Annotated in this window: 20 protein-coding genes and 2 pseudogenes; 20 read left to right on the top strand and 2 right to left on the bottom strand. The window is 70.9% G+C overall.

Translation table 11 applies throughout. From position 1 onward, the window contains the following. Positions 1 to 137: 137 nt before the first annotated feature. From ACRWND_RS26360 to ACRWND_RS26380, 5 genes are all read left to right on the top strand, one after another. Positions 138 to 1,076: a hypothetical protein gene (locus tag ACRWND_RS26360; RefSeq protein WP_431953618.1), complete on the top strand. Its 939-nt coding sequence runs from the start codon at positions 138 to 140 to the stop codon at positions 1,074 to 1,076. A gap of 256 nt (positions 1,077 to 1,332) precedes the next feature. Next, a complete protein-coding gene (uvrB, locus tag ACRWND_RS26365; RefSeq protein WP_431953620.1) occupies positions 1,333 to 3,429 on the top strand; it encodes an excinuclease ABC subunit UvrB in 2,097 nt (698 codons plus the stop codon). 108 nt (positions 3,430 to 3,537) lie between these two features. Beyond that, the gene (locus tag ACRWND_RS26370; RefSeq protein WP_431953622.1) at positions 3,538 to 4,116 is read left to right on the top strand and encodes a TerD family protein; all 579 of its coding nucleotides are present in this window, start codon (positions 3,538 to 3,540) and stop codon (positions 4,114 to 4,116) included. A gap of 23 nt (positions 4,117 to 4,139) precedes the next feature. Beyond that, positions 4,140 to 5,912 (top strand): TerD family protein, encoded by a 1,773-nt coding sequence (locus ACRWND_RS26375; protein WP_431953624.1) that lies wholly within the window; start codon positions 4,140 to 4,142, stop codon positions 5,910 to 5,912. Positions 5,913 to 6,174: 262 nt separating this feature from the next. Then, positions 6,175 to 7,155 carry a TerC family protein gene (locus tag ACRWND_RS26380; protein WP_431953626.1) on the top strand — a complete coding sequence of 327 codons (981 nt, stop codon included), beginning with the start codon at positions 6,175 to 6,177 and terminating at the stop codon, positions 7,153 to 7,155. 122 nt (positions 7,156 to 7,277) lie between these two features. Here the strand turns inward: ACRWND_RS26380 and ACRWND_RS26385 are convergent, their stop codons facing one another. Beyond that, positions 7,278 to 7,934, bottom strand: coding sequence for an MBL fold metallo-hydrolase (locus tag ACRWND_RS26385; RefSeq protein ID WP_431953628.1), 657 nt, complete (start codon positions 7,932 to 7,934; stop codon positions 7,278 to 7,280). Between the two features lie 9 nt (positions 7,935 to 7,943). Continuing rightward, positions 7,944 to 8,524 (bottom strand): annotated as a pseudogene (locus tag ACRWND_RS26390) (maleylpyruvate isomerase N-terminal domain-containing protein). A gap of 356 nt (positions 8,525 to 8,880) precedes the next feature. On the opposite strand from ACRWND_RS26390, the gene uvrA reads away from it, so the two are divergent. The 15 genes and pseudogenes from uvrA to pgi all read left to right on the top strand — a co-directional run bounded on the left by uvrA (position 8,881) and on the right by pgi (position 26,282). Further along, a complete protein-coding gene (gene uvrA, locus ACRWND_RS26395) occupies positions 8,881 to 11,796 on the top strand; it encodes an excinuclease ABC subunit UvrA (protein WP_431953629.1) in 2,916 nt (971 codons plus the stop codon). Positions 11,797 to 11,867: 71 nt separating this feature from the next. Further along, entirely contained in the window at positions 11,868 to 12,287 is a 420-nt protein-coding gene (locus ACRWND_RS26400) for a Rieske (2Fe-2S) protein (protein WP_431953631.1), read from the top strand. 39 nt (positions 12,288 to 12,326) lie between these two features. After that, positions 12,327 to 14,390, top strand: a complete 2,064-nt coding sequence (gene uvrC / locus ACRWND_RS26405; RefSeq protein WP_431953633.1) for an excinuclease ABC subunit UvrC — start codon at positions 12,327 to 12,329, stop codon at positions 14,388 to 14,390. Then, the gene (gene rapZ, locus ACRWND_RS26410) at positions 14,390 to 15,313 is read left to right on the top strand and encodes an RNase adapter RapZ (protein ID WP_431953635.1); all 924 of its coding nucleotides are present in this window, start codon (positions 14,390 to 14,392) and stop codon (positions 15,311 to 15,313) included. Before uvrC ends, rapZ begins: the two co-directional genes overlap by 1 nt. Further along, a complete protein-coding gene (locus tag ACRWND_RS26415; protein ID WP_431953636.1) occupies positions 15,310 to 16,317 on the top strand; it encodes a gluconeogenesis factor YvcK family protein in 1,008 nt (335 codons plus the stop codon). Before rapZ ends, ACRWND_RS26415 begins: the two co-directional genes overlap by 4 nt. Next, positions 16,308 to 17,285 (top strand): DNA-binding protein WhiA, encoded by a 978-nt coding sequence (gene whiA, locus ACRWND_RS26420; protein ID WP_319136625.1) that lies wholly within the window; start codon positions 16,308 to 16,310, stop codon positions 17,283 to 17,285. Before ACRWND_RS26415 ends, whiA begins: the two co-directional genes overlap by 10 nt. 174 nt (positions 17,286 to 17,459) lie before the next feature. Further along, the gene (gene gap / locus ACRWND_RS26425) at positions 17,460 to 18,464 is read left to right on the top strand and encodes a type I glyceraldehyde-3-phosphate dehydrogenase (protein ID WP_431953639.1); all 1,005 of its coding nucleotides are present in this window, start codon (positions 17,460 to 17,462) and stop codon (positions 18,462 to 18,464) included. 130 nt (positions 18,465 to 18,594) lie between these two features. Beyond that, positions 18,595 to 19,806, top strand: coding sequence for a phosphoglycerate kinase (locus ACRWND_RS26430; RefSeq protein WP_431953641.1), 1,212 nt, complete (start codon positions 18,595 to 18,597; stop codon positions 19,804 to 19,806). 4 nt (positions 19,807 to 19,810) lie between these two features. Further along, a complete protein-coding gene (gene tpiA, locus ACRWND_RS26435) occupies positions 19,811 to 20,587 on the top strand; it encodes a triose-phosphate isomerase (protein ID WP_431953643.1) in 777 nt (258 codons plus the stop codon). A 118-nt stretch (positions 20,588 to 20,705) separates the two neighbouring features. Beyond that, positions 20,706 to 20,942, top strand: coding sequence for a preprotein translocase subunit SecG (gene secG, locus ACRWND_RS26440; protein WP_431953645.1), 237 nt, complete (start codon positions 20,706 to 20,708; stop codon positions 20,940 to 20,942). Positions 20,943 to 21,103: 161 nt separating this feature from the next. Further along, a complete protein-coding gene (locus tag ACRWND_RS26445) occupies positions 21,104 to 21,439 on the top strand; it encodes an RNA polymerase-binding protein RbpA (RefSeq protein ID WP_361803309.1) in 336 nt (111 codons plus the stop codon). A 109-nt stretch (positions 21,440 to 21,548) separates the two neighbouring features. Further along, the gene (locus tag ACRWND_RS26450; RefSeq protein ID WP_431953648.1) at positions 21,549 to 22,529 is read left to right on the top strand and encodes an N-acetylglucosamine kinase; all 981 of its coding nucleotides are present in this window, start codon (positions 21,549 to 21,551) and stop codon (positions 22,527 to 22,529) included. Positions 22,530 to 22,662: 133 nt separating this feature from the next. Beyond that, positions 22,663 to 23,433 (top strand): sugar isomerase domain-containing protein, encoded by a 771-nt coding sequence (locus ACRWND_RS26455; RefSeq protein ID WP_431953650.1) that lies wholly within the window; start codon positions 22,663 to 22,665, stop codon positions 23,431 to 23,433. 77 nt (positions 23,434 to 23,510) lie between these two features. After that, a pseudogene (locus ACRWND_RS26460) lies at positions 23,511 to 24,574 on the top strand (MFS transporter). Positions 24,575 to 24,620: 46 nt separating this feature from the next. Beyond that, positions 24,621 to 26,282, top strand: coding sequence for a glucose-6-phosphate isomerase (gene pgi, locus ACRWND_RS26465; protein WP_431953652.1), 1,662 nt, complete (start codon positions 24,621 to 24,623; stop codon positions 26,280 to 26,282). Positions 26,283 to 26,292 lie beyond the last annotated feature (10 nt).

Genomic DNA, 26,292 nt, shown 5'->3' on the forward strand with positions numbered 1-26,292 from the left:
ACGGGGCACTGACAGCCGGTCCCGGACGGGGACGCGGCGGCAACCGGCCGCACGCCGCGCCACCCGTGAGGGTGGCCGTTCTCGACAGGTCTGTCACAGGCGGTGGGAGACCGGCCGCACGGGGGGATGGGGCGCGCATGACGCGCAACGACTTCGCCCCCGCCGTCCGCTGGCTCGCCCGCGAGCAGGACCGGGTCACCACCGTCGCCCAGCTCGCCGCGGCGGGCGTTCCGCAGAGCAGGCTGCGCGAGTGGTGCCGACCCGGTGGCCGGTGGCAGCGCCCGCTGCCCCGGGTGGTCGTCCTGCAGACCGGTCCGCTCACCGCCGCGCAGCGGTCCAGGGCGGCGCTGGCCTTCGCCGGTCACCCCCAGCTCCCGGCCATGATCACCGGCGCGGCGGGGCTCGCCCTGCACGGTGTCGGCGTGGCCGCGCCACCGTGCGGCCTCCCGGTGGTGGACGTGCTCGTCCCGAGCGGGCGCCGCATCCGTACCCACACCTGGGCGCGGGTGCACCATGTCCGCGGGCTCCCTGCGCCCGACGCCGTGGCCGGTGTGCCCGTGGCGCCGTTGGTGCGGGCGGCGGCTGACGGCGTGCGGGAGTCCGTCGACCCCGAGTGGGCCCTGGAGGTGGTCCGCGAACTGGTCGTGACGCTCGGGGTGCCCGCCCCCGCGCTCGCCGCGGAACTGGGCGGGGCGGTGCTGGCCCGGCGCCCCACCGTGGCGGCCTTCCTGGACGCCATGGACTGCGGGCCGCGGGCCGCCTCCGCCGAGCCGATGGCCCGCGCCCTGGTGGCGCGGGCCGGGCTGCGCCAACCCCTGTGGCGTCCCACGCTCCGGTTCGACGGTGCTTTCCTCGGCTCGCCCGACGCCTACTGGGTACGGGACGGCCTCGTCCTCGACCTCGGCCCGGGGACCGGGCGCGGCCGGTTGGAGTCGGCGGGGCTGCGTGTGCTGAGAGTCGCGCCCGCCGCCCTCACCCGGAGCCCCGGCGAGGTCGTCGCCGCCCTGCGCGCCGCCCTGGCGGCGGGGCCGTACGGGCCCCTGGACCGCATCACCGCGCTGCCCGGGGCCAGATGAGCGGGGTCCGCGCGACGGCGTGCCGCCTCGGCGGCCGCGAGGCGGGGGTGGCGAGCCACGCTTGTGCCCGCACGTCTGCCGCCCCGCTTGCCCGGTCCGCGGCGGCGGCCCGAGGCCGTGTCACGCGCGGTGGCCGCCGGGTGTCCGCCCGCCGGGCACAGGCCGGAGGCCGCCAGACGGCGGCCGCGGCACCCCTGCGACCCTCGGCCGGGGCAGGTCGGAGCCGGTTGTCGGTGGGGGGTCGTACCGTTGACCCATGCGGCCCGTATCAGACATCGAACGCACTGTGGCGCCCTTCGAGGTCGTCAGCCCCTACCAGCCCAGCGGCGACCAGCCGGCCGCCATCGACGACCTCGAGCGGCGCGTCCGCGCGGGGGAGAACGATGTCGTCCTGCTCGGCGCCACAGGCACCGGAAAGTCGGCGACCACCGCCTGGATGATCGAACGGCTGCAGCGCCCGACCCTGGTCATGGCGCCCAACAAGACCCTGGCCGCCCAGCTGGCGAACGAGTTCCGCGAGCTGCTGCCGAACAACGCGGTCGAGTACTTCGTGTCGTACTACGACTACTACCAGCCCGAGGCGTACGTCCCGCAGACGGACACCTACATCGAGAAGGACTCCTCGATCAACGAGGAGGTGGAGCGGCTGCGCCACTCCACCACCAACTCGCTGCTGACCCGCCGCGACGTTGTCGTCGTCGCCTCGGTGTCCTGCATCTACGGCCTCGGCACCCCCCAGGAGTACGTCGACCGCATGGTCCGGCTCAGGGTCGGCGACGAGATCGACCGTGACGCCCTGCTGCGCAAGTTCGTCGACATCCAGTACGCGCGCAACGACGTCGCGTTCACCCGCGGCACCTTCCGGGTGCGCGGCGACACCATCGAGATCTTCCCGGTCTACGAGGAGCTCGCCGTCCGCATCGAGATGTTCGGCGACGAGATCGAGGCCCTGTACACGCTGCACCCGCTCACCGGCGAGATCATCACCGACGACCAGCAGCTCTACGTCTTCCCCGCGACCCACTACGTCGCCGGCCCGGAGCGCATGGAGCGGGCCATCGCCGGCATCGAGAAGGAGCTGGGCGAGCAGCTCGCGGTCATGGAGAAGCAGGGCAAGCTGCTGGAGGCGCAGCGCCTGCGGATGCGCACCACGTACGACATCGAGATGATGCGGCAGATCGGCACCTGCTCCGGCATCGAGAACTACTCGCGGCACATCGACGGCCGTGAGGCGGGCTCCGCCCCGTCCACGCTGATCGACTACTTCCCCGAGGACTTCGTGCTCGTCATCGACGAGTCGCACGTCACCGTGCCCCAGATCGGCGCCATGTACGAGGGCGACGCCTCGCGCAAGCGCACCCTGGTCGACCACGGCTTCCGGCTGCCCTCCGCCCTCGACAACCGCCCGCTGAAGTGGGAGGAGTTCCTGGAGCGGGTCGGCCAGACGGTCTATCTGTCCGCGACCCCCGGCTCGTACGAGCTCTCCCGCGGCGACGGTGTGGTCGAGCAGATCATCCGCCCGACCGGCCTGGTGGACCCCGAGGTGATCGTCAAGCCCACCAAGGGGCAGATCGACGACCTCGTCCACGAGATCCGGCTGCGCGCCGAGCGCGACGAACGGGTCCTGGTCACCACGCTCACCAAGAAGATGGCCGAGGACCTCACCGACTACATGCTGGAACTCGGCATCCAGGTGCGGTATCTGCACAGCGACATCGACACCCTGCGCCGGGTGGAGCTGCTGCGCGAGCTGCGGGCCGGCGAGTACGACGTACTGGTCGGCATCAACCTGCTCCGCGAGGGCCTGGACCTGCCCGAGGTGTCGCTGGTGGCCATCCTCGACGCCGACAAGGAGGGCTTCCTGCGCTCCGGCACCTCCCTGATCCAGACCATCGGCCGCGCGGCGCGCAACGTATCCGGTCAGGTCCACATGTACGCGGACAAGATCACCCCGGCGATGGAGAAGGCCATCGAGGAGACCAACCGGCGCCGGGCCAAGCAGATCGCCTACAACGAGGAGCGGGGCATCGACCCGCAGCCGTTGCGGAAGAAGATCGCGGGCATCCTGGACTCCTTCGCCCGTGAGGACGCCGACACCGAGGAGCTGCTGGGTTCGGGCCGCCAGCGTTCGCGCGGCAAGGCTCCGGTGCCGGGGCTGTCCGCCAAGGCGGGCGAGAAGCGGGAGGCCAAGAGCCTGCCCGCCGCCGAACTGGCCGACCTGATCGCCGAGCTGACCGAGCAGATGCACGCCGCCGCCGCGGACCTGCAGTTCGAGGTCGCGGCCCGGCTGCGCGACGAGGTGGGCGAACTGAAGAAGGAGCTGCGGCAGATGAGGGAGGCCGGCGTGGCCTGACCGCAGCGGCTGCCCTGAAGTCTGCCGAACCACGGTGACCTACCGGCGCGTCTCCCCTAGGGTGCGACGCAACCGCACGTCGGCAGAACGGTCGAGAGGGGACAGCGCGTGACGGTCAACATGACCAAGGGCCAGAAGATCAGCCTGCAGAAGTCGGACGGGGGAAGCCTCACAGCGGTTCGCATGGGACTCGGCTGGCAGGCCGCCCCGCGTCGCGGTCTGTTCGGTTCCCGCACCCGGGAGATCGACCTCGACGCCTCCGCGGTGCTTTTCGCCGGCAAGCAGCCCGTGGACGTCGTGTTCTTCCAGCACCTCGTCAGCGACGACGGCTCGGTCCGGCACACCGGCGACAACCTCGTCGGCGGTGCCGGACAGGGCGGTGACGACGAGGCGATCCTGGTCGACCTGCAGCGGGTGCCGGTGCATGTCGACCAGATCGTCTTCACCGTCAACTCCTTCACCGGGCAGACCTTCCAGGAGGTGCAGAACGCCTTCTGCCGCCTGGTCGACGAGACCAACGGCCAGGAGCTGGCGCGCTACACCCTGACCGGGGGCGGCAACTACACGGCGCAGATCATGGCGAAGGTGCAGCGCAGTGGCGACGGCTGGTCCATGACCGCGATCGGCTCCCCGGCCAACGGCCGTACCTTCCAGGACCTCATGCCGGCCATCGTGCCGGCGCTCTGACCGTCCACGGGGGGGTGGGCACGATGATCGAACTGGTCCACGGGCAGAACCATCCGCTTCCCGGCACCTCACTGGACGTGCGGGTGCCGGCCGGCACCCCGGTGCTGGCCGGTGTCTCGCTGGGCGACGGGCAGGGGCGGGTGAGCGGCCCCGGCTCCGTCGCCCACCCCGGGGCGCCGCGACTGCCCGGGATCGAGGCGCCCGCGCTCCTCGCCGCCGAGCAACGCGTCACCGCGGACCTGGCGGCCGTCCCGGCGGACGTGGACCGCGTGCACATCCTGCTGGCGCTGCCGCCGGGCGCGGCAGCGCCGACGCGTTTCGGGGCCTGCCCCGCCCCGCACCTGACCGTCGCAGATTCCGGCGGGGCGCCGTTCGTGAGCTTCACCGTCACTGGCCTGAGCAGCGAGGCGGCGATCGTCGCCCTGGAGTTCTATCGACGCCGGGGCGCCTGGAAGGTACGGGCGCTCGGCCAGGGCTACGCGGGCGGAATCGCCGAGCTGCTGCGCGACCACGGGCTGAACCGTCCCGACGCGGACGCCGTGGCCGCCCGGCTCGCGGACGCCGTCCGGTCTGCGCCCGCGGCGCCCACCTCGCCGCAACCGGCCGCCTCGGCACCGCCACTGCCCCCGCCGTCGACCTCGCCTTCCGTTCCCACGGAAGCCGTCCGGCCTGGGCCCGCGACGGCCTCGGCGTACGCGCCCGTCGCCGGTGACGCCGCCGGCCGGAGCATGGAGGAACGGCTCCACAACCAGATCTGGGGCATGTTCGAGGACCTGGCCCGCACAGTGGCCGCCTACCGCAGCGCCGTCGCTTTCGCCGAGTCCCGTCTCGACCAGGAACTGGACACCCTCCTCGCCGACCCGCGCACCCGCGTCGGTCCCGCCGCCGACGCCGCCCGCGACCAGGCCAGGGCCCGCCAAGCCGAGCTGGTGGACCGGGCCCGTGCTGTGCTCGACCGCGACCTGGACCAGCTGACCGCCGAGGCCGAGGTCGTCGAGCCCGCACTGCCGCCGCCCTACGCGGGCTGGGAGAGCCCGGTCTGGCACGGCTACCGCGTCCCGGCCGACCCGCCCATGGCTGTCCGGCTCGGCGACCTCCACCTGCCGGAGCGACCCGAACTGCGCGTCCCCCTGCTGGTACGGCTGCCCCTGGAGCGGGGTCTGTGGGTGGACAGCGCCCAGGACCGCCGCCGGGCGGTGGAGGTGGCCGTGGCGCTCGCCGCACGCCTGCTCGCCTCCTACCCGGCCGGGGAGTGCGCCGTCCAGGTCGTCGATCCGGTGGGTTCTGCCGCTGCCGCGCTGGCCCCGTTCACGGACTCCGACGCGCTGCACGAACCGCCTGCCGCGGGAGCCGGCGGCGTGGCGGCGGTGCTCGCCCGCCTCACCCGGCAGGTCGACCTGGCTCAGATGGCGCTGCGTGCCGGCGCGCCCGCCGGGGTGCCCCCGAGCGGGGACCCGGCGCGCCAGGTGCTGGTCGTCAACGACTTCCCGCAGGGGTTCGACGACCGGACGATCAACCGACTGCGCTATCTCGCCGACGAGGGTCCGCAGGTCGGCGTCCATCTCCTTCTGGTCGCCGACCGCGGGGACGCTCGCGAGTACGGGCCGCTCCTCGACCCGTTGTGGCGCTCGATGATGCGGTTGACCCCGGAGGCCGACGATCACCTCGCGGACCCCTGGGTCGGCCACGCCTGGACGTACGAACCGCTGCTCGCCCCGCCCGGCAGCGCGGTCCTCCTCCAGGTGCTGCGCCAGGTGGCGGCGGCGCGCCGCACCTATGACCCGGGTCGCCCGTGACCCGGCCCGGACCGGCCGCCCCGCAGGCCGGTCGGGGGCGCGCTCCAGCTATCCGGTTGACCGTGACTTTACTCTCTTTACCTTTCCTTGGGATTTCATGTAGTGTCCTTTACGCGGAGGGGAGTACTCCCTGCATGCGGTGCATCCCGCCAGCACGGGCCGAACGGCCCCGGGACACCGGCCCGGCCCACTGGCCCGGGTGGAAGAGACCTCCGGCAGCGACAACGCTGACAATCGCCAGCCCATCTGCCGGAGGAATTGCGTGGACGTGTCCCTCACCCTGTGGGTGCTGACCATCGCCGGTCTGTGCGCCCTTATCGCCGCCGACTTCTTCATCGGGCGCAAGCCCCACGAGGTGTCGGTCAAGGAAGCCGGCACCTGGACGATCGTCTGGATCGTCCTGGCCGCCCTGTTCGGCGTCGGCCTGCTGCTTTTCGCCGGCGGCGGGCCCGCGGGCGAGTTCTTCGCGGGCTACATCACAGAGAAGTCGCTCAGTGTCGACAACCTCTTCGTGTTCGTCCTGATCATGGCGAAGTTCGCGGTGCCGACCCAGTACCAGCAGCGCGTCCTGCTCTTCGGCGTCCTCATCGCGCTGGTCCTGCGCGCGATCTTCATCGCCGCCGGCGCCGCCATCATCGCCAGCTTCTCCTGGGTGTTCTACATCTTCGGCGCCTTCCTCATCTGGACCGCGTGGAAGCTGATCCAGGAGGCCCGCGCCGAGGAGCACGACGAGGAGTTCGAGGAGAACAGGCTGCTCAAGGCCGCCGAACGCCGCTTCGGCGTCGCCGACCGCTACCACGGCACCAAGCTCTTCATCCAGCAGAACGGCAAGCGGGTCATGACCCCGATGCTGGTGGTCATGCTGGCGATCGGCACCACCGACGTGCTGTTCGCCCTCGATTCCATCCCGGCGATCTTCGGCCTCACCCAGGACCCGTACATCGTCTTCACCGCAAACGCCTTCGCCCTGATGGGCCTGCGTCAGCTGTACTTCCTGATCGGCGGTCTGCTGAAAAAGCTCGTCCACCTCTCCTACGGGCTGTCGGTCATCCTCGGCTTCATCGGGGTGAAGCTCGTGCTGCACGCCCTGCACGAGTCGGGGGTGCACGTCCCCGAGATCAGCATCCCGTTCTCCCTCGGCTTCATCGTGGCGGTCCTTGCTGTCACCACGGTGACCAGCCTCATGGCGTCGCGGAAGCAGGCGGCCGTGGAGGGGCGCGACGAGGAGCACATCGACGTCTGACCCCGGGGGCCTCGTGCCCGGCAGGGGTGCTCGGCAGCCCGCCGCGGCACCCCTGCGTCGGATCCGGCCGCGGTGACGCCCCGGTCTGCGGCGGCGCCCCGGCGGGCGCCGCCGCAGGCTTGCTACCAGCCCCGCTCGCGCCATTCGTCGAGGTGGGGGCGCTCGTCGCCGAGCGTGGTGTCCCTGCCGTGACCGGGATAGACCCAGGTCTCGTCGGGCAGGCGGTCGAAGAGCTTGGCCTTGACGCCCTCGAAGAGGCTGGTGAAGTGGTCCGGGTTGCTGTGCGTGTTCCCCACGCCGCCCGGGAACAGGCAGTCACCGGTGAAGACGTGCGGGTGACCGTGGGGGTCGTCGTAGACGAGGACGATGCTGCCGGGTGTGTGCCCGACCAGGTGCCGGGCGGTGAGCTCGACCCGGCCGACGCGGATCCGGTCACCGTCCTCGACCGGCACGTCCGTGGGGACGGGGATCCCCTCGGCGTCGTGGCGGCCCGCGTAGGTGCGGGCGCGAGTGGCGTCGACCACCGCTTGCAGCGCCTGCCAGTGGTCGGCGTGCCGGTGCGTGGTCACCACGGACGCGAGACCGTCGCCGCCGACGACCTCGAGGAGCGTGTGCGCGTCGTTCGCCGCGTCGATGAGCAACTGCTCGTCGGTGGAGCGGCAGCGCAGCAGATACGCGTTGTTGTCCATGGGGCCGACCGCGACCTTGGTGATGATGAGGTCCTTCAGTTCGTGCACGTCGGGCGCGCCCCCGACCCTGACTTCGCCGCTGTACGTCATGCCGTCAGCCTAGCTAGTGGCGGCAGCACCGGCGGGGGCCGCTCCGGCCGCACGCTCAGACCCTCGCAGCCGGAGCGGCCGCTGACCCGGGCGAGCAGCGCGTGCCGGGGGGCCGACGACGGTGAGTCCGGGATCGGCGGCGGCGCCGATCGACCACTTCTCGCCGTTGTCGGTGTCGCGGACGCGGACGGCGGCGACCCCCTGGTGGCCGGAGGGCGATGACGGCGCGGAGCTCCCGGGCCGCGGAGTCCTCGGGGAGGTGCGCGAAGGTGGACTCCAGACGGAGGTCGACGTGGGGGAGGAGACCTCCATGAGCCGCAGGCGCGGGATCCCCGCCGCGGCGATCACCCGCCCGGAGCGCATGACGACCTGTGCCGCCCACTTCCGCGGCGGCAGCCCCTCGATGGCCGGGGACAGCCGGTCGGCCGAGTGCCGCAGGTCGCCGAGGTGCCCGGCGAGCGTGCGGCCGGCGCCCTTCTCGCTGTCCTTGCCGCGGCTGCCGCCGACCCGCACTGCGGGGTCTCCTCGCCGGTGCGGGCCCAGGTCATGAGGTGACCCGCGGGTCGGCGTTTGCGCGCGAGGTGGGACATCACATGGCCGCGCGACCAGCCCGGGAGGAGCGAGGGCCCGGCGGCGGACGAGGGGGCATGGCGGCAACGGTCTCGATCAGCCGTCCGGTGGCCGCACGGAGCTCGGCCGCATCGCGGACGGGATCGGGTCGTTGGACAGACTTCCGGGGCCGGGTGTTCGGTCCTGGCGGCGTCCCCACTGTGAGGACGACCGCGCGGCCACTCGTTCGGGTGAAGCTACCGCACCGATGCCTGAAATCGAATGTGCGTGCTATAGGCTCGCTGTCATCTCGACCGGAAGAAAACTCGTTGGCGCCCCGTTTAGGCTGTCTGGGGGTGCTGTCCCCTTGTCTGTCTTTTGAAAGGTGCGCACTGGCGTGGCCGATCGTCTCACCGTCCGTGGCGCTCGCGAGCACAATCTGAAGAATGTCTCGCTCGACCTGCCACGGGACTCGCTCATCGTGTTCACCGGCCTCTCGGGGTCGGGCAAGTCCTCCCTGGCGTTCGACACGATCTTCGCCGAGGGCCAGCGTCGCTACGTGGAGTCGCTCTCTTCCTACGCCCGGCAGTTCCTGGGCCAGATGGACAAGCCGGACGTCGACTTCATCGAGGGCCTGTCGCCGGCGGTCTCGATCGACCAGAAGTCCACCTCGCGCAACCCGCGCTCGACGGTCGGCACGATCACCGAGGTCTACGACTACCTCCGCCTGCTCTTCGCTCGCATCGGCAAGCCGCACTGCCCCGAATGCGGCCGGCCGATCTCCCGGCAGTCGCCCCAGGCGATCGTGGACCGGGTACTCGAACTGGAGGAGGGCTCCCGCTTCCAGGTGCTGTCGCCGCTGGTGCGCGAGCGCAAGGGCGAGTTCGTCGACCTCTTCTTCGACCTGCAGACCAAGGGCTACAGCCGGGCCCGGGTGGACGGTGCGACCATCCAGCTGACCGACCCGCCGAAGCTCAAGAAGCAGGAGAAGCACACCATCGAGGTGGTCGTCGACCGCCTCACCGTCAAGGAGAGCGCCAAGCGCCGGCTGACCGACTCGGTCGAGACCGCCCTGGGCCTGTCCGGCGGCATGGTGATCCTGGACTTCGTCGACCTCCCCGAGGACGACCCGCAGCGCGAGCGGATGTTCTCCGAGCACCTCTACTGCGCCTATGACGACCTGTCCTTCGAAGAGATGGAGCCGCGCTCCTTCTCCTTCAACTCGCCTTTCGGCGCCTGCCCCGAGTGCACCGGCATCGGTACCCGCATGGAGGTCGACCCGGAGCTCATCGTCCCGGACGAGGACAAGTCCCTCGACGAGGGCGCCATCGCACCCTGGTCGCTCGGTCACACACGGGACTACTTCCAGCGCCTGGTCGGCGCGCTCGCCGACGAGCTGGGCTTCCGTACCGACATCCCCTGGGCGGGGCTGCCGCAGCGTGCGAAGAAGGCACTCCTCAACGGCCACAAGACGCAGATCGCGGTGCGCTACCGCAACCGCTACGGGCGCGAGCGCTCCTACACCACCTCCTTCGAGGGGGCGATCCCCTTCGTGCGGCGCCGGCACGCGGAGTCCGAGAGCGACTCGAGCCGGGAGCGCTTCGAGGGGTACATGCGCGAGGTGCCCTGCCCCACCTGTGAGGGCACCCGCCTCAAGCCGATCGTGCTGGCGGTCACCGTCCAGGGCAAGTCCATCGCCGAGGTCGCAGCGATGTCCATCAGTGACTGCGCGGAGTTCCTGCGCGGCATGAAGCTGAGCGCCCGCGAGAAGACCATCGCCGAACGGGTGCTCAAGGAGGTCAACGAGCGGCTGCGCTTCCTGGTCGACGTCGGTCTGGACTACCTGTCGCTCAACCGGGCGGCCGGTACCCTCTCCGGCGGTGAGGCCCAGCGCATCCGGCTGGCGACGCAGATCGGCTCAGGCCTGGTGGGCGTGCTCTATGTGCTGGACGAGCCGTCGATCGGCCTGCACCAGAGGGACAACCACCGGCTCATCGAGACCCTGGTGCGGCTGCGCGACCTCGGCAACACCCTGATCGTGGTGGAGCACGACGAGGACACCATCAAGACCTCCGACTGGGTGGTGGACATCGGCCCGGGTGCGGGTGAGCACGGTGGCAAGGTGGTGCACAGCGGTTCGCTCAAGGAGCTGCTGCGCAACAAGGAGTCGCTGACCGGCCAGTACCTGGCGGGCAAGCGGCAGATCCCGATCCCGCAGACGCGGCGCCCGGTCGACGGGGAGCGCCGGCTGACCGTGCACGGTGCCCGGGAGAACAATCTGCGGGACATCGACGTGTCCTTCCCGCTGGGTGTCTTCACGGCGGTTACCGGCGTCTCCGGCTCCGGGAAGTCGACCCTGGTCAACGACATCCTCTACACCCACCTGGCCCGTGAGCTGAACGGCGCCCGGGGCGTCCCGGGCCGGCACACCCGTGTCGCCGGTGACGACCTGGTCGACAAGGTCGTCCATGTCGACCAGTCGCCGATCGGCCGCACCCCGCGTTCCAACCCGGCCACGTACACCGGTGTGTTCGACCACGTGCGCAGGCTCTTCGCCGAGACGATGGAGGCGAAGGTGCGCGGCTATCTGCCGGGCCGCTTCTCCTTCAACGTCAAGGGCGGCCGCTGTGAGAACTGCTCAGGCGACGGCACGATCAAGATCGAGATGAACTTCCTCCCGGACGTCTATGTGCCGTGCGAGGTCTGCCATGGCGCCCGGTACAACCGGGAGACCCTGGAGGTCCACTACAAGGGCAAGTCCATCGCCGAGGTCCTGGACATGCCGATCTCCGAGGCACTGGACTTCTTCGAGGCCGTGCCGACGATCGCCCGGCATCTGCGCACCCTCACCGAGGTCGGGCTGGGTTACGTCCGGCTGGGGCAGTCCGCCACGACCCTGTCCGGTGGCGAGGCCCAGCGTGTGAAACTCGCCTCCGAACTGCAGAAGCGTTCGACCGGCCGCACGGTCTACGTGCTGGACGAGCCCACCACGGGTCTGCACTTCGAGGACATCAGCAAGCTGATCAAGGTGCTCTCCGGGCTGGTCGAGAAGGGCAACACCGTGATCGTCATCGAGCACAACCTGGATGTGATCAAGACCGCGGACTGGGTCATCGACATGGGCCCCGAGGGCGGCAGCGGCGGTGGTCTGGTGATCGCCGAGGGCACCCCGGAGCAGGTCGCGGGAGTGGGCGCGAGCCACACCGGCAAGTTCCTCAGGGACATCCTGGGCGCCGAGCGGATCTCCGACGCTCCGCCGCCCCCGGCCAAGAAGCGGGCAGCCCCGCGAAAGAAGGCGGCGGCGAAGCCCTGACAATCGCCTCGGCTTCGGCACGTAAAGTACAGCTTTCAAGCTCTTCTCTTATGTGCCGAAGCGGAGTACCCATGGCCGACACCCCCGTCCTGCCCCCCTGCCGCCGAACCGTTCTGAAGGGCGCGGCCCTCGCCGGCGTCGCGGGGGTCGGCCTGACGGCCTGCACGGGTCCCGGCTCGGCGGTCCCCGACGGCCCCGTGGAGCTGGGCGCCGCCACCGAGGTCCCGGTCGGCGGGGCCAAGCTCTACCGCGAGGCCAGGATCGTCGTGGCGCAGCCCACGCAGGGCAGTTACCGGGCCTTCAGCGCCGTGTGCACCCACCAGGGCTGCACCTGCGACACGGTGGAGGGCACCGCCCTGTCCTGCCCCTGCCACGGCAGCGTCTTCGACGCGGCCACCGGCGCGGTCCGCACCGGCCCCGCGACGAAGCCGCTGACCACGCTCGACGTCCAGGTCAAGGACGGCAAGCTCATCGCCGTGGCCGGGGCCTGAGACGACGGGAATGTCACCGTCAATCAGTAGGGTGGGGACATGGCCGATCCCTCCAGCTACCGCCCCAAGCCGGGACAGATTCCGGACTCCCCCGGGGTGTACAAGTTCCGGGACCAGCACGGCCGGGTGATCTACGTCGGGAAGGCGAAGAGCCTGCGCCAGAGGCTCTCCTCGTACTTCCAGGACCTCGCGAACCTGCACCAGCGCATCCGCACCATGGTCACCACCGCCGCCTCCGTGGAGTGGACGGTGGTGACCACGGAGGTCGAGGCGCTGCAGCTGGAGTACTCCTGGATCAAGGAGTACGACCCGCGCTTCAATGTGAAGTACCGCGACGACAAGAGCTACCCCTCGCTCGCCGTCACCCTCAACGAGGAGTTCCCCCGCGTCCAGGTGATGCGCGGCCCCAAGCGCAAGGGCGTGCGCTACTTCGGCCCGTACGCGCACGCCTGGGCGATCCGCGAGACGGTGGACCTGCTGCTGCGGGTCTTCCCCGTGCGCACCTGCTCCGCAGGGGTGTTCAAGCGCTCCGCGCAGATCGGCCGCCCCTGCCTCCTGGGTTACATCGGCAAGTGCTCGGCCCCCTGCGTCGCCCGGGTCAGCGCCGCGGAGCACCGCGAACTGGCCGAGGAGTTCTGCGACTTCATGGCCGGTCGGACGGGCACCTATCTGCGCCGCCTGGAACAGCAGATGCGGGACGCTGCCGCCGCGATGGAGTACGAGCGGGCCGCGCGGCTCCGCGACGACATCGAGGCGCTCAAACGCGCCATGGAGAAGAACGCGGTCGTCCTCGCCGACGCCACAGACGCCGACCTGATCGCCGTCGCCGAGGACGAGCTGGAGGCCGCAGTCCAGATCTTCCACGTCCGCGGCGGCCGGGTACGCGGCCAGCGCGGCTGGGTGACCGACCGGGTCGAGGAGGTCGGCACCGCCGAGTTGGTCGAGCACGCCCTGCAGCAGCTGTACGGCGAGGAGCAGGGCGAAGGGGTGCCCAAGGAGGTGCTGGTGCCCGCGCTGCCCGAGCCCTGCGAGCCGGTGCAGCAGTGGCTCACCGAGCGCCGAGGCTCACAGGTCAGCCTGCGGATACCGCAGCGCGGCGACAAGAAGGACCTGATGGCCACCGTGCAGCGCAACGCGCAGCAGGCTCTGGCGCTGCACAAGACCCGGCGGGCGTCCGACCTCACCACGCGCTCTCGCGCGCTGGAGGAGATCGCCGAGGCGCTGGACCTGGACTCGGCGCCGCTGCGCATCGAGTGCTTCGACATCTCCCATCTCCAGGGTGACGACGTCGTGGCCTCGATGGTGGTCTTCGAGGACGGGCTGGCCCGCAAGAGCGAGTACCGCCGCTTCCAGATCAAGGGCTTCGCCGGCCAGGACGACGTCCGGTCGATGCACGAGGTGGTCTCCCGGCGCTTCCGCCGCTACCTGCTGGAGAAGCAGAAGACGGGCGAGTGGGTCGACGGCGACGGCGGTTCGGGCGCCACTGGTGCCGGCGGGGACGCGGGAGGCGACGCGGAGGCCGCCGGCGGACCCGTCGACCCGGACACGGGCCGGCCGCGCAAGTTCGCCTATCCGCCGCAGTTGGTCGTCGTCGACGGCGGGCAGCCGCAGGTCGCCGCCGCCCAGCGGGCCCTGGAGGAGCTCGGCGTGGAGGACGTGGCCGTGTGCGGCCTGGCCAAGCGCCTGGAGGAGGTCTGGCTGCCCGGTGAGGACGACCCGGTCATCCTGCCCCGCACCAGCGAGGGCCTGTATCTGCTGCAGCGGGTGCGTGACGAGGCCCACCGCTTCGCCATCGCCTACCAGCGCACCAAGCGCTCCACATCCATGAGGGCCGGTGCCCTGGACTCGGTGCCGGGCCTCGGCGAGAGCCGCCGCCAGGCACTGCTCAAGCACTTCGGCTCGCTCAAGCGGCTGCGGCAGGCGACGGTCGAGCAGATCTGCGAGGTCCCGGGGGTCGGGCCGCGCACCGCCGAGGCCGTGCTTGCCGCGCTGGCCGGGGCCGCCCCTGCCGGACCGGCGGTGAACACCGCCACAGGAGAGATCATCGAGGAAGAGGGGACGGCCGGTCCGGTGACCGTCCTCATGGAACGGGGGCACGACTGATGCATGCGAACGACGGAGACGGAGCACAGGTGACGACCGGAGGAGCGGGCGAGGCCGCCGAGGCCATCCCCGAACTCGTGATCATCTCAGGCATGTCCGGTGCCGGGCGCAGCCACGCGGCCAAGTGCCTGGAGGACCTCGGCTGGTTCGTCGTGGACAACCTCCCGCCGGCCCTCATCCCCACCATGGTCGACCTCGGCGCCCGTTCCCAGGGCAACGTGGCGCGGATCGCGGTGGTCGTGGACGTCCGCGGCCGGCGCTTCTTCGACAACCTCCGCGAGTCCCTCGCGGATCTGGACACCAAGGGGGTCAAGCGCCGGGTGCTCTTCCTGGAGGCGTCCGACGAGACGCTGGTGCGGCGCTTCGAATCGGTGCGCCGCCCGCACCCGTTGCAGGGCGACGGGCGCATCGTCGACGGCATCGCCAAGGAGCGGGAGCTGCTGAGCGAGCTGCGCGGCGACGCCGACCTGGTGATCGACACCTCCAGCCTCAACGTCCACGAGCTGCGGGCCAAGATGGACGCCCAGTTCGCCGGCGAGGAGGAGCCGGAGCTGCGGGCCACCGTCATGTCCTTCGGCTTCAAGTACGGCCTTCCCGTCGACGCCGACCTGGTCGCGGACTGCCGTTTCCTGCCCAACCCGCACTGGGTGCCGGAGCTGCGCCCGTACACCGGTCTCAACGACGAGGTCGCCACCTACGTCTTCAACCAGCCTGGCGCCAAGGAGTTCCTGGACCGCTACGCGGAGTTGCTGCACATCGTCAACGCCGGCTACCGCCGCGAGGGCAAGCGCTACGTGACCATCGCGGTCGGCTGCACCGGTGGCAAGCACCGCAGCGTGGCCATGTCCGAGCGCCTGGCCGCCCGGCTGTCCGGCGACGGGGTGGAGACGGTGGTCGTCCACCGGGACATGGGGCGCGAGTGATCAGGACGACTCGGCGCTTTCGCCGGTCGGCAGGACGCAGCGGGGCGACGCCCAAAGTCGTGGCATTGGGAGGCGGACATGGACTGTCCGCCTCTCTCTCGGCGCTGCGCCGCATCACCCAGGACCTGACCGCCGTGGTCACGGTCGCCGACGACGGCGGCTCCAGCGGCCGCCTCCGCCAGGAGATGGGCGTGCTGCCGCCCGGCGACCTGCGCAAGGCGCTGGCCGCGCTGTGCGGCGACGACGAGTGGGGCCGGACCTGGTCCCAGGTCGTCCAGCACCGTTTCGTCAGCCAGGGCGAACTGCACGGCCACGCCGTGGGCAACCTGCTGATCGTGGCGCTGTGGGAGCAACTCGGGGACCCGGTGGCGGCCCTGGAGTGGGTGGGCCGGCTGCTCGGCGCCCACGGCCGGGTGCTGCCCATGTCGGCGGTGCCGCTGGAGCTCACGGCCACGGTGCGCGGCCACGACCCCGCGAGGCCGGACGAGGTCACGACCGTGCACGGCCAGGCCACCGTCGCCCTCACCCCCGGCGAAGTGCAGGAGGTGCAACTGGTGCCGCACGACCCGCCGGCCGTCCCCGAAGCCGTCCAGGCGGTGCTCGACGCGGACTGGGTGGTGCTCGGCCCCGGTTCGTGGTTCTCCTCCGTGATGCCCCACCTGCTGGTGCCCGATCTGGTGTCCGCGCTCATGGAGACCAGGGCCCGCAAGGTGCTCGCCCTGAACCTCGCGCCGCAACCGGGTGAGACCGAGGGCTTTTCTCCGCAGCGTCACTTGGAGGTTTTGGCCCGACACGCCCCTAAACTCACCATCGACGTGGTGCTGGCCGACGAGGCCGCCGTACTCGACCGCGACAGCCTCATACAGGCAGCCGAGCGGTTGTCGGGCACGGTGGAGCTGGCCCGGGTCGCCGCCCCCGACGGGCCGCGGCACGATCCGGAACTGCTGGCGGCCGCGTACGACCGGATTTTTCGTATGCATGGAAGGATCGGCCCATGGCGATGACGGCAGCGGTGAAGGACGAGATCTCCCGGCTTCCCGTCACCCGGACCTGCTGCCGGAAGGCGGAGGTCTCGGCGATCCTGAGGTTCGCGGGTGGACTGCACCTGGTCAGCGGACGGATCGTGATCGAGGCGGAGCTGGACACCGGCATCGCCGCGCGCAGGCTGCGCAAGGACATCCTGGAGATCTTCGGGCACTCCTCCGACCTGGTGGTCATGGCGCCGGGCGGGCTGCGCCGCGGCAGCCGGTACGTGGTGCGGGTGGTCGCCGGCGGTGACCAGTTGGCCCGCCAGACCGGTCTGGTGGACGGCCGGGGCCGTCCCATCCGGGGGCTGCCCCCGCAGGTCGTGTCCGGGGCCACCTGCGACGCCGAGGCCGCCTGGCGCGGCGCCTTCCTGGCCCACGGCTCGCTCACCGAGCCCGGTCGCTCCTCGTCCCTGGAGGTCACCTGCCCCGGACCCGAGGCGGCGCTCGCCCTGGTCGGCGCCGCCCGCCGGCTGCAGATCGCGGCCAAGGCGCGCGAGGTCCGCAACGTCGACCGCGTGGTCGTCCGTGACGGTGATGCCATCGGCGCGTTGTTGACGCGGCTCGGCGCCCACGAGTCGGTGCTGGCATGGGAGGAGCGGCGGATGCGGCGTGAGGTGCGCGCCACCGCCAACCGGCTCGCCAACTTCGACGACGCCAACCTGCGCCGTTCGGCCCGCGCCGCGGTCGCCGCGGGCGCGCGAGTGCAGCGGGCCCTGGAGATCCTCGGGGACGACGTGCCCGAGCACCTCGCGGCGGCCGGCCGGCTGCGCATGGACCACAAGCAGGCGTCGCTCGAGGAGCTCGGCTCGCTCGCCGAACCGCCGCTCACCAAGGACGCGGTGGCGGGCCGGATCCGCCGCCTGCTGGCGATGGCCGACAAGCGCGCCTCGGACCTCGGCATCCCGGGCACCGAGTCCAACCTGACCGAGGAAATGGTGGGCTGAGCCCGTCGCGGCCCGCCCGCCCCGGGCCGGTTACCGGTCCGTACGGCGGGCACCCGTGGCGTCGATGTCACCGGCGGGTGCCCGGGGAGGTAGGGTCGTCCTTGGTCGGGGACATCCCAATACGTCGCAGCCGGAGCGAAACGGCTTCGGGCACATCAGCGAGGAGATCGGTTCGTGACGATCCGCGTAGGCATCAACGGCTTTGGTCGCATCGGTCGCAACTTCTTCCGTGCCGCCCTGGACCAGGGTGCGGACATCGAGATCGTGGCTGTCAACGACCTGGGTGACACGGCGACCACCGCCCACCTGCTCAAGTACGACACGATCCTGGGCCGCCTCAAGGCCGAGGTCTCGCACACCGCCGACTCCATCACCGTCGACGGCCACACCATCAAGGTGCTCTCCGAGCGCAACCCCGCCGACATCCCGTGGGGCGAGCTCGGCGTCGACATCGTGATCGAGTCCACCGGCATCTTCACCAAGGCCGCCGACGCCAAGAAGCACCTCGACGGCGGCGCCAAGAAGGTCATCATCTCGGCGCCGGCCTCGGACGAGGACATCACCATCGTGATGGGCGTCAACCACGAGAAGTACGACCCGGCGACGCACAACATCATCTCGAACGCGTCCTGCACCACCAACTGCGTGGCGCCGATGGCCAAGGTTCTCGACGAGAACTTCGGCATCGTCAAGGGTCTGATGACCACCGTGCACGCGTACACCAACGACCAGCGCATCCTGGACTTCCCGCACAAGGACCTGCGCCGCGCCCGTGCCGCCGCCGAGAACATCATCCCGACCTCGACCGGCGCCGCGAAGGCCACCGCCCTGGTGCTGCCGCAGCTGAAGGGCAAGCTGGACGGCATCGCCATGCGCGTCCCGGTCCCCACCGGCTCCGTGACCGACCTGGTCATCGAGCTCGAGCGCGAGGTCACCAAGGACGAGGTCAACGCCGCCTTCCAGAAGGCCGCCGAGGGCCAGCTCAAGGGCATCCTGGAGTACACCGAGGACCCGATCGTCTCCTCGGACATCGTCAACTGGCCGGCCTCCTGCACCTTCGACTCCTCGCTGACGATGGCGCAGGGCAAGCAGGTCAAGGTCATCGGCTGGTACGACAACGAGTGGGGCTACTCCAACCGTCTCGTCGACCTGACCGTGTTCGTCGGCGGCCAGCTCTGACACCCGCTCGACCGCCCGTCATGCGATGAGGACAGGGTCCGAACGACGTGCCGTCGTCCGGGCCCTGTCCCATGACCGTGGCGGTACGGGCGATCCGACCAGTCAGGACCAAGGCAGGGGAGCCTCCACCATGAAGACGATCGACGAACTCGTCGACGAGGGGGTCGGCGGCAAGCGCGTGTTCGTGCGTGCCGACCTCAACGTGCCGCTGTCCGGCACCACCATCACCGACGACGGCCGCATCCGGGCCGTCGTGCCGACCATCGCCAAGCTGGCCGAAGCCGGCGCCAAGGTGATCGTCGCCTCCCACCTGGGCCGCCCCAAGGGCGCGCCCGACCCGCAGTTCTCGCTCGCTCCCGTCGCGGCGCGCCTGGGCGAGCTCCTCGGCGCGCAGGTGGCCTTCGCGACCGACACGGTCGGCGAGAGCGCCCGCGCGACGGTGGACGCCCTCACCGACGGCTCGGTGGCGCTGCTGGAGAACCTGCGCTTCAACCCGGGCGAGACCAGCAAGGACGACACCGAGCGCGGCGCCTTCGCCGAGCAGCTGGCCGCGCTCGCCGAGCTGTACGTGGGTGACGGTTTCGGCGCGGTGCACCGCAAGCACGCCTCCGTCTACGACCTGCCGGCCCGGCTGCCGCACGCCGCGGGGCTGCTGATCGCCACCGAGGTCGCCGTACTGAGGAAGCTCACCGAGGACGTGTCCCGTCCGTACGCGGTGGTGCTGGGCGGCGCCAAGGTCTCCGACAAGCTGGGCGTCATCGACCACCTGCTGGAGCGCGCCGACCGGATCCTGATCGGCGGCGGCATGGCCTACACCTTCCTCAAGGCCCAGGGCCACGAGGTAGGCAAGAGCCTGCTGCAGGAGGACCAGATCCCCGCGGTCACGGAGTACCTGGAGCGCGCGAAGGCCAGGGGCGTGGAGTTCGTGCTGCCCGTGGACGTCGTCGCCTCCCCGGACTTCCCGGACCTGAGGAACCCGGTCGACACCAACCCGGTGGCCGTCGGCGCCGACGCCATCCCCGCCGACCTGGAGGGCCTGGACATCGGTCCGGAGTCCCGCAAGCTCTTCGCCTCGAAGCTCGCCGACGCGGCCACCGTCTTCTGGAACGGCCCGATGGGCGTCTTCGAGCACCCCGACTACGCCGAGGGCACCCGCGCGATCGCCCAGGCCCTGGTCGACAGTCCGGCCTTCACCGTCGTCGGCGGCGGCGACTCGGCCGCGGCCGTCCGCATCCTGGGCTTCGACGAGACCGCTTTCGGCCACATCTCGACCGGCGGCGGCGCGAGCCTCGAGTACCTCGAGGGCAAGACGCTCCCCGGCCTCGCCGCACTGGAGGACTGACCCGATGACCACGCGCACGCCGATCATGGCGGGCAACTGGAAGATGAACCTCAACCACCTCGAGGCCATCGCCCACGTCCAGAAGCTCGCCTTCGCGCTCAACGACAAGGACTTCGACGCCGTCGAGGCCGTCGTGCTGCCTCCCTTCACCGACCTCCGGGGGGTGCAGACGCTGATCGAGGCCGACAAGCTGAAGATCAAGTACGGTGCCCAGGACCTGTCGGCGCACGACTCCGGCGCCTACACCGGTGAGATCTCGGGCTCGATGCTGGCCAAGCTCAAGTGCTCCTACGTGGTCATCGGCCACTCGGAGCGCCGCCAGTACCACAACGAGACCGACGAGCAGGTGAACGCCAAGGTCAAGGCGGCGTTCCGGCACGAGCTGACGCCGATTGTCTGCGTCGGCGAGGGCCTGGACGTCCGCAAGGCCGGCGAGCAGGTGGCCTTCACCCTCGCGCAGGTCGACGGCGCCCTCGAGGACATCCCGGCCGAGCAGGCCGCGACCCTGGTCATCGCCTACGAGCCGGTGTGGGCCATCGGCACCGGCGAGGTCGCGACCCCCGAGAACGCCCAGGAGGTCTGCGGGGCGATCCGCGGCCGTCTGGCCGAGCTGTACGACCAGGAGGCGGCGGACACGATCCGCATCCAGTACGGCGGTTCGGTCAAGGCCGGAAACATCGCGGCGATCATGGCGCAGCCCGACGTCGACGGTGCCCTGGTCGGCGGTGCGGCGCTGGACGCGGAGGAGTTCGTCAAGATCATCCGCTTCCGCGATCAGTAAGGTTCGCGGCAGTAGGCTGTCGGGCCCTGCCCGAAGTACCCTGTCGGGGGTCGGAGCGCTGCGCAGCAGCGGCCCGGCCCCCGCGTCGTCCTAGGTCACCGAGAGAGTTGGTCCAGCTGTGGTCATCGGGTTTTCCATCGCCCTCATCATCTTCAGCCTGCTGCTGTTGCTGCTCGTGCTGATGCACAAGGGCAAGGGCGGCGGTCTGTCCGACATGTTCGGCGGCGGCATGCAGTCGTCCGTCGGCGGTTCCTCGGTGGCGGAACGCAACCTCGACCGGATCACCGTTGTGATCGGTCTGCTGTGGTTTGCCTGCATTGTCGTCCTCGGGCTTGTGTTGAAGTTCCAGAAGTGACCGAGTCTCCCGCTTCCAGGGAGAACTGACGCCTCGTCGTCGGCGCGACTTATCATGGGAGGGCGTCATGGGATACGGTGCCCTTTCCCCGCAGGCGCGGGGTGAACCGGTCTCCGTAAACTGGGCGACCTCGCAGCACCATCACGCAGGGAGTTACGACCGTGGCAAGTGGCAACGCGATCCGTGGTAGTCGGGTCGGGGCGGGGCCGATGGGTGAGGCCGAGCGGGGCGAGTCCGCGCCGCGGCTTCGCATCTCCTTCTGGTGCTCCAACGGGCACGAGACCCGGCCGAGTTTCGCGAGTGACGCGCAGATCCCGGAGACCTGGGACTGCCCGCGCTGCGGCTTCCCGGCCGGTCAGGACGAGGAGAACCCGCCGGCGCCGCCGCGCACCGAGCCGTACAAGACGCACCTGGCGTATGTGCGGGAGCGGCGCAGCGCTGCCGATGGCGAGGCGATCCTCGCCGAGGCGCTGGCCAAGCTGCGCGGCGAGATCTGAGCCGTACCGGCTGAAGCTCCACGGGCCCGGCCCGCGAGGAAGACCCTTCTTTCGCGGACCGGGCCCGTCACGTCCTGCCGCTGTGTAACCGGTCCGTATACTCCCAGTCGTGTCTCTGGTGATCGGTATCGATGCGGGCGGAACCCGGACGCGCGCCTATCTGGCCGAGGCGGCGCCCGACGGCGCGGTGGTCGGCGAGGGCGTGGGCGGTCCGGGCAACGCGATGTCCGTCGAACGCGTGGCGCTGACGCAGCATCTCGCGGACGCCATCCGCGGTGCGGTCCCGGAGGCCCGCAGAGACGAGGTCGTGAGCGTCGTGGGCGGGTTCGCCGGCGCGGCGCTCGGCACCGGTCCCGAGACGGGGCACGAACTGGCCGCATCCTGTCTGCGGGCGGCGCTCGAGAGTCATGGCATCCACACGCGTGAGGTGACCGTCTGCGGCGACATCGAAGTGGCCTTCGCCTCCGCGCCCGGAACGCCGGCCGACGGACTGGCCCTGGTCGCCGGCACCGGAGCCGTGGCCGCGCGGATCGAGAAGCGCAGCCAGACCCTCGTCGCGGACGGCAACGGATGGCTGGTCGGTGACGAGGGCAGCGGCTTCTGGCTGGGTCGCGAGGTCATGCGCGCCGCCCTGCGCGCGCTGGACGGCCGAGGGCCGTGGACGATCCTGGTCGAGGCCGTGCTCTCCCACTACCTGGGCGCTCCCGGTGGTCCGTACCTGGCGCAGGAGCGCCCAGGCGGGCACGAGTGCCTTGTGCTGCGCAACCGCCTGGTGCCGCTGGTGTACGCCGAACCCCCGGTGCGACTGGCCCGGTTGAGTCCGCTCGCCGTCGCGGCGGACCGGGACGGCGACGAGGTCGCCGTAGCCCTGCTGGATGACGCCGCCGACCAACTCGCCGCCACGGTCGCCGCGCTGGGCCCGCGCCCGGGCGAACCCCTGGTCGTCACCGGTGGGCTGCTGGGGCCTGCGGGGCCGTTGCTCGGCCGCGTCGTGGCCCGCGCCGAGGAGATGGGACTCGACGTCCTGACGGTGCGCGACGGCGGCGCGGGCGCGCTGGCTCTGGCCCGGCTGCGGTTGAGCGGGCGGTGAGCGGAGTCCCACCGTGGACGGTTCGGACGGCCCGTAGGAACATCCCCACAGGGGGGGATTGACGTGGACTAGACCTCTCGTCCATCGTTTCCGGGGAGCACCCACCGGATCACTGGACTCAGGGGGACCGGCCATGGCAGCCGACGACGTGACGATCACCGCTGCGCGCTTCGCCGACGAGGCGAGGACGGTCATCGACCGCGTGGTCGCCGCAAACAAGGACTCCGTGGCCGCCGCCGCCCGGGTGCTGGCCGACTGTGTCGCCGCGGACGGCGTCGTCCAGGCCTTCGGAACCGGCCACTCGCAGGCGACGGCGCTGGAGATCGCCGGGCGTGCCGGCGGGCTGATCCCCACCAACCGCATCGGGCTGTCCGACCTGGTGATCCGGGGCGGTGACGACGTCTCAGTGCTCTCCGACCCCCTGCTGGAACGGTCGCCGGGGCTCGGCAAGCGTCTGTACGAACTGGCCGGCCCGCACCCGCGCGACGTCTTCGTGGTGATCTCCAACTCCGGCGTCAACAACTCGATCGTGGACTTCGCCCTCCATGTGAAGGAGGCGGGTCACCCGCTGATCGCACTCACCTCGCTCAAGCACACCTGGTCCGTCCCGGCGCGGCACGCCAGCGGCAAGCGCCTGGCGGCTCTCGCCGACGTCGTCCTGGACAACGGTGCGCCGACCGGCGACGCGCTGCTCCCGCTCCCCGACGGCGGTTCGCTCTGCGGGATCTCCACGATCACCTCGGCCCTGCTCGTGCAGATGGCGGTCGCCGAGGCCGTCGGTCTGATGACCGCCGAGGGCCACCAGGCCCCGGTCTACGTCTCGGCCAACGTGCCCGGCGGCTTTGAGCGCAACCTCGTCCTCGAGCGCCACTACGGTGAGCGACTGCACCGCGGAGGCTTCTGACCTGGCAGGACACGGCATTGTCAGTGGCCCCCGCTACGGTCTGTGCCCAAGGGTGAGGATCGGTGAGCGGGGGTTCCATGAGTGTCGGCATCGCGCAGGGCACAGAGTGCGCGCCCGGGTGGCGGGGCGGGTTCGGGCGGTTGTGGACGGCCGCGGCGGTCTCGCGTTTCGGTGACGGGCTGAGAGCGGCGGCGCTGCCCCTGCTCGCGGTGGGCCTGACGGACTCACCGCTGTTGGTCTCGCTGGTCACCGCGGCCGGTTACCTGCCCTGGATTCTCTTCGGGTTGCTCGGCGGGGCGGTCGCCGACCGAGTGGACCAGCGCCGCGCCATGTGGGCGGTGGACGCCGTGCGGGGCGCGCTCACGGTTTCCTCGCCGCGCCGATGGTGCCGGTGCTGTTCGGCACCACGGCCGCGCTGCCGTTCTGGGTGGACGCCCTGACCTACGCGGTCGCGGCCGTGCTCGTGGCCTCGCTGCGGCCCGCCGCCCCCGAAAGGGACGCGCGGGCGGCGGGCCGTACCCTGCGGCAGGACATCGCCGAGGGGATACGCGTGTTGTGGCGGGACCGGGTGCTGCGGGCGCTGTGCGCGGCCAACACCGTGGTCAACGTGGGCATCGGGGCCCTGGTGGCGACCCTCGTCCTGCAGGTCACCGGCTGGCTCCACGCGGGACACACGGGATACGCCGTCGTGCTGTTCGCGTACGGTGCGGGCAGCGTGGCCGGGGGAGCGGCCGCGGGGCGGATCTCCGCGCTGATGGGGGGCCGCACCGGGAGCCTCGCGCCCGGGCTCGCCCTCCAGGCCGGCTGCCTGGTCCTGGCCGGCACCGTGCGCTCCCTGACGGTGACCGCGGCCGCCCTGGCCGTCTTCGGGGCCCTCGGCACGGTCTGGAACACCAACGAGACCACCCTGATGCAGCAGCGCACGCCCGAGAAGTTGCTGGGCCGGGTGAGCTCCGCGATGCGCACGCTGGGGGTCGCGGGCGCCCCGCTCGGCGCCCTGCTGGGAGGCGCCGTGGCCCAGATACTCGGCCCCAACGCCCCACTGCTGCTCGCGGCCGCTCTGGTGGGCTGCGCGTTGCCCGTTCTTCGCCCGATCGTCACCACGCCAGACGGCGGACGTGAGACAACGGCGTGCGCGTAATCAACTAGTTTGGACCTGCAGCAGGAGGACGAGGAGAAGTGGACTGATGTCCGATACCCATACGCAGGACCGAATCCGTCTCGACCAGCGGCCGGAGTGGCACGCGCTCGCCGAGCACCGCGAGGAGCTGGGCGCGACCCACCTGCGGGAGCTGTTCGACGCCGACCCCGACCGCGCCCGGCGCTACACCGTGCAGGTCGGCGATCTCCATCTGGACTACTCCAAGCACCTGGTGACCGACGAGACGCTGCGTCTGCTCCGCGACCTGGCGGCGTCCACCGGTGTCGCCGCGCTGCGCGACGCCATGTTCCGCGGCGAGAAGATCAACGTCACCGAGGACCGCGCTGTGCTGCACACGGCGCTGCGCGCTCCGCAGTCGACCGACGTCACCGTCGACGGCGTCAACGTGGTGCCCGGGGTCCACCATGTGCTCACCCGGATGGGGAGCTTCGCGCACTCCGTTCGCACGGGCAAGTGGGTCGGCTCGACCGGACGCCGCATCAAGAACGTGGTGAACATCGGCATCGGTGGTTCCGACCTGGGCCCGGCGATGGCCTACGAGGTGCTGCGCCCCTACACCGACCGCGACCTGACCTTCCGCTTCGTCTCCAATGTGGACGGTGCCGACCTCCACGAGGCGCTGCACGGCCTGGACCCCGCCGAGACGCTGTTCATCGTCGCCTCCAAGACGTTCACCACCATCGAGACCATCACCAACGCCACGTCGGCGCGTGAGTGGCTGCTCGACGGGCTCGGCGACGACGAGAACGCGGTGCGCTTCCACTTCGTCGCGGTGTCCACGAACGCGGCCGAGGTCGCCAAGTTCGGCATCGACACCGACAACATGTTCGAGTTCTGGGACTGGGTCGGCGGCCGCTACTCCTACCCGTCCGCGATCGGGCTCTCGCTGATGATCGCCATCGGCGAGGGGCAGTTCCGGGAGATGCTCGCCGGCTTCCACCTGGTCGACGAGCACTTCCGCACGGCTCCCGCGGAGGCCAACGCGCCGCTGCTGATGGGTCTGCTGGGCGTGTGGTACGGCCAGTTCTTCGACGCGCAGGCGCATGCGGTGCTGCCGTACAGCCACTACCTGTCGAAGTTCACGGCCTACCTGCAGCAGCTCGACATGGAGTCCAACGGCAAGTACGTGGACCGCGACGGACAGCCCGTCGACTGGCAGACCGGCCCGGTGGTGTGGGGCACGCCCGGCACCAACGGACAGCACGCCTACTACCAACTGCTGCACCAGGGAACGAAGTTCATTCCGGCGGACTTCATCGGCTTCGCCAACCCGGTCAACGAGCTGGAGGCGGCCTTCGCCGCCCAGCACGACCTGCTGATGGCCAACTTCTTCGCCCAGACGCAGGCCCTGGCCTTCGGCAAGACCAGTGAGGAAGTCCGCGCCGAGGGTGTGCCGGAGGAGCAGGTCCCGCACCGCACCTTCCGCGGAAACCACCCCACGACGGCCATCCTCGCCAAGGAGCTGACCCCGTCCGTCCTGGGTCAGCTGGTGGCGCTCTACGAGCACAAGGTCTTCGTGCAGGGTGCCGTCTGGAACATCGACTCCTTCGACCAGTGGGGCGTCGAGCTGGGCAAGGTCCTCGCCAAGCGGGTGGAGCCCGCTCTGACGATGGGTTCCGATGTGGCCGGGCTGGACGCCTCCTCGAAGGCGCTGGTCGCCACCTACCGGTCGATGCGCGGTCGCTGAGGCGCACGGC

Source organism: Actinacidiphila sp. bgisy167, from assembly GCF_965342175.1.
Lineage (GTDB): Bacteria > Actinomycetota > Actinomycetes > Streptomycetales > Streptomycetaceae > Actinacidiphila.